Origin of the sequence: Shinella sp. M31 (genome assembly GCF_049199205.1) — a bacterium.
Classification (GTDB): Bacteria; Pseudomonadota; Alphaproteobacteria; order Rhizobiales; family Rhizobiaceae; genus Shinella.
The window spans coordinates 27,222-31,086 of sequence record NZ_JBLZPH010000100.1; the positions used below are offsets into that span (position 1 = coordinate 27,222).

The window sequence follows — 3,865 nt, forward strand, 5'->3', positions numbered from 1 at the left end:
GCCGAACAGCTTCATCACGAAGACGAAGAAGATCGGCACGAAGAAGATGGCGAGCACGGTCGCGGTGATCATACCGCCCATGACGCCCGTACCGATGGCGCGCTGGCTGCCCGAGCTTGCACCGGTCGCAATGGCGAGCGGCAGAACGCCGAGCGTGAAGGCGAGCGAGGTCATCAGGATCGGGCGGAAGCGCAGATGGCAGGCTTCGATGGTCGCATCGATCAGCGACTTGCCGCCCTCCATCAGCTCCTTGGCGAACTCGATGATCAGGATCGCGTTCTTCGCCGAAAGGCCGATGATCGCGATCAGGCCCACCTTGAAGTACACGTCGTTCGACATGTCGCGCATGGTGACGGCCAGCACCGCGCCGATCACGCCGAGCGGCACCACGAGGATGACCGCAAACGGGATCGACCAGCTTTCATAGAGCGCCGCAAGGCACAGGAAGACCAGGAGGATCGACAGGCCGACGAGGATCGGCGCCTGCGAACCGGACTGGATTTCCTGCAGCGACTGGCCGGTCCACTCGTAGCCGAAGCCCGGCGGCAGCTGGGCGGCAAGTCGCTCCATCTCGGCGATCGCATCACCGGAGGAGAAGCCCGGCTTGGTCTCGCCGCTGAGGCGCATGGAGGGATAGCCGTTGTAGCCAACCGTCTGCGTCGGCGCCATCATCCACTCCGCGGTCGCGAAGGCCGAGAGCGGAACCATGCCGCCGCTCGAATTGCGCACGTTGAGCTTGAGAAGGTCGGCCACCTGCATGCGTTCGTTCTGGTCCGCCTGGACCGTCACGCGCTGCATGCGCCCGGCATTCGGGAAGTCGTTGACATAGGTCGAGCCGAGATTGGTCGAGATCGTCGAGTTGATATCGGCGAAGGTCACACCAAAGGTGTTGGCCTTCTCGCGATCGATCACGACATTGACCTGGGCCGCATCCGGCATGCCTTCGACGCGCACGCCCGTCACGACATTGCTCTGGGCGGCAAGGCCGATGAGCTGCCCCGTCGCCGCCGACAGCGCCTGCTGGCCGAGACCGCCACGATCCTGCAGACGGAACGAGAAGCCGCCCGTCGTGCCGAGACCCTGGATCGGCGGCGGCGACAGCGCGAAGCTGATCGCATCCTTGATCTGGCTCATGGCCATGCTGGCGCGCCCGGCGATCGACTGCGCAGCATCTTCAGGCCCGCGCTCGCTCCAGTCCTTGAGCGTCACGAAGGCGAGGCCGGCATTCTGGCCCGCACCGAAGAACGAGAAGCCGTTGATGCCGACGATCGTGTTGACGGCCTTTTCCTGACCGAAAATCTTCTCGGTCTGCGAGAGCACTTCGTCCGTGCGGTGGCCGGTCGCTTCCGAGGGCAGCTGCATCATGACGATGACGAAACCCTGGTCCTCGTCCGGCAGGAACGACGACGGCAGCTTCATGAACATGTAGCCGAGGCCGGCGAGGATGGCGATGTAGATTACCATGAAGCGGCCCGTCCGGCGGATCAGCCAGCTGACCGTGCCGCTGTAACCGCGCGACGAACGGTCGAAGCCACGGTTGAACCAGCCGAAGAAACCACGCTTGGTGTGGTGGTGCCCCTTCGGAACCTGCTTCAGGAAGCTGCCGGCGAGCGCAGGCGTCAGCGACAAAGCGAGGAAGGCCGAGAACAGGATCGAGACGACCATCGTCAGCGAGAACTGCTGGTAGATGACGCCGACGGCGCCGGGGAAGAAGCCCATCGGAATGAACACCGAGGCGAGCACCAGCGTGATGCCGATGACCGCACCGGTGATCTGCTTCATCGCCTTGCGGGTCGCCTCCTTCGGCGGCAACCCCTCTTCCGACATAATGCGCTCGACGTTTTCGACGACGATGATCGCATCGTCGACGAGGATGCCGATGGCGAGCACCATGGCGAACATGGTCAGCACATTGATCGAGAAGCCCATGGCGAGCATGACGGCACAGGTGCCGAGCAGCGCGACGGGAACGACGAGCGTCGGAATGATCGTGTAACGGATGTTCTGCAGGAACAGGAACATCACGAGGAACACGAGGCCGACGGCTTCGAGCAGCGTGTGCAGAACCTTCTCGATCGAAACTTTCACGAAGGGCGAGGTGTCATAGGGGATCGAATATTCGAGGCCCGGCGGGAAGAACTTCGACAGTTCGTCCATGCGTGCCTTGATCGCCTCCGAAGTCGCCATGGCGTTGCCGCTCGGCGAAAGCTGCACGCCGATGGCGGCGGAGGGCTTGCCGTTGAGGCGCGTCGAGAACGAATAGGTCTCGCCGCCCACTTCGACGCGGGCGACGTCGCGCAGGCGCACGGCTGAACCGTCCGCATTGGCGCGCAGCACGATAGCGCCGAACTCTTCCGGAGTCGTCAGCTGGCCCTTGATGGTGACGGGAGCAGCGATCTGCTGGGTGATCGGGTTCGGCTGGGCACCGATGGAGCCTGCCGCGATCTGGGCGTTCTGCGCCTGCACGGCGGCGGTCACGTCCGCAGCCGTCAGGTTGAGGCCGAGCATCTTGGCCGGATCGAGCCAGACGCGCATCGAGCGCTGGGTCGCGAACAGCTGCGCACGGCCGACGCCGGGCACGCGCTGCACTTCCGAGAGAACGTTGCGGTTCAGATAGTCGCCGAGGCTGATGGCATCCATCGAGCCGTCGGTGGAGGTCAGCGAGACGATCAGCAGGAAGCCGGAACCGGCTTCCTCGACCTGCACGCCCTGGCGGCGCACGGAATCGGGCAGACGCGGCTCGACGCGGCTGATGCGGTTCTGCACGTCGACCGACGCCTGCGACGGATCGGTGCCCGGTGCGAAGGTGATGTTGATTTCGGCCGACCCCGAAGCGCTCGAGGTCGATTCGAAATAGAGCATGCCTTCCACACCGTTCAGCTCATCCTCGATGAGCTTGGTGACGCTCTGGTAGGTGTCCTGCGAGGACGCGCCGGCATAGGAGGTCGAGACCGAAATCTGCGGCGGCGCGACGTTCGGATACTGCGAGATCGGCAAGAGCGGAATGGAGATGGCGCCAGCGATCATGATGAAGATCGCGACCACCCAGGCGAAAATCGGCCTGTCGATAAAGAAACTGGGCATCGTTGCGGTCCTTACTTCGCCTGCTCGGTCTTGGCGGCATCGCCGCCTTCGGCCTTGCCGGCTTCGCCAGCTTTCGCGTCAGCAGGCTTTGCGTCGCCGCCTTCGGCTTCGGCACCATCAGTGGCCTGCTTCTGAGCATCGGCCGCTACGGCGTTCGGATCCCATTCGGAGGGCACGACTTCCGCACCCGGCTGAACCTTCTGGAAGCCTTCGACGATGATCTTTTCGCCGTCCTTCAGGCCATCGGTAATGACCCAGCGCGTGTCGGCGGCACGGCCGATGCGCACGGGGCGCGGGCCGGCCTTGTTATCGGCGGAAACGACATAGACGAGCGCGCTGCCCGAGGCGTCCCGCTGCACGGCCTGCTGCGGCACGAGGACGGCGCCCCTCTCGATGCCCTGCTCGATCTGCACGCGCACATACATGCCCGGCAGGAGATCGCCGTCGGGGTTCGGAAATTCGCCGCGCAGCGTCACCTGACCGGTCGTCGCATCGACGGCGGCTTCGGAGAACAGGAGCTTGCCGGACTGCGGATACTGCGAACCGTCGTCGAGCATCAGCTTGACGTCGGCGGAATTGTTGTCGGCCATCAGCGCGCCGTCCTCCAGCGCCTTGCGCAGGCGGATGAGGTCGGTCGCCGACTGGGTGAAGTCGGCATAGACGGGGTCGAGCTGCTGGATCGTCGCGAGGTTTTCCGTGCCGCTCGTCGAAACCAGCGCGCCCTCGGTGATCAGCGCACGGCCGATGCGGCCGCTGATCGGCGCCTTGACCTCGGTATATT

General features: G+C 64.4%; 2 protein-coding genes. Both read right to left on the reverse strand.

Annotation, left to right across the window (positions count from 1 at the left end):
* Positions 1–3,084 (reverse strand): multidrug efflux RND transporter permease subunit (locus tag ACOZKU_RS17420; protein WP_421579926.1); only part of this gene is annotated, 3,084 nt, incomplete at its 3' end.
* 11 nt (positions 3,085–3,095) lie between these two features.
* The coding region (locus ACOZKU_RS17425) for an efflux RND transporter periplasmic adaptor subunit (protein ID WP_421579927.1) at positions 3,096–3,865 on the reverse strand (770 nt) is incomplete at its 5' end.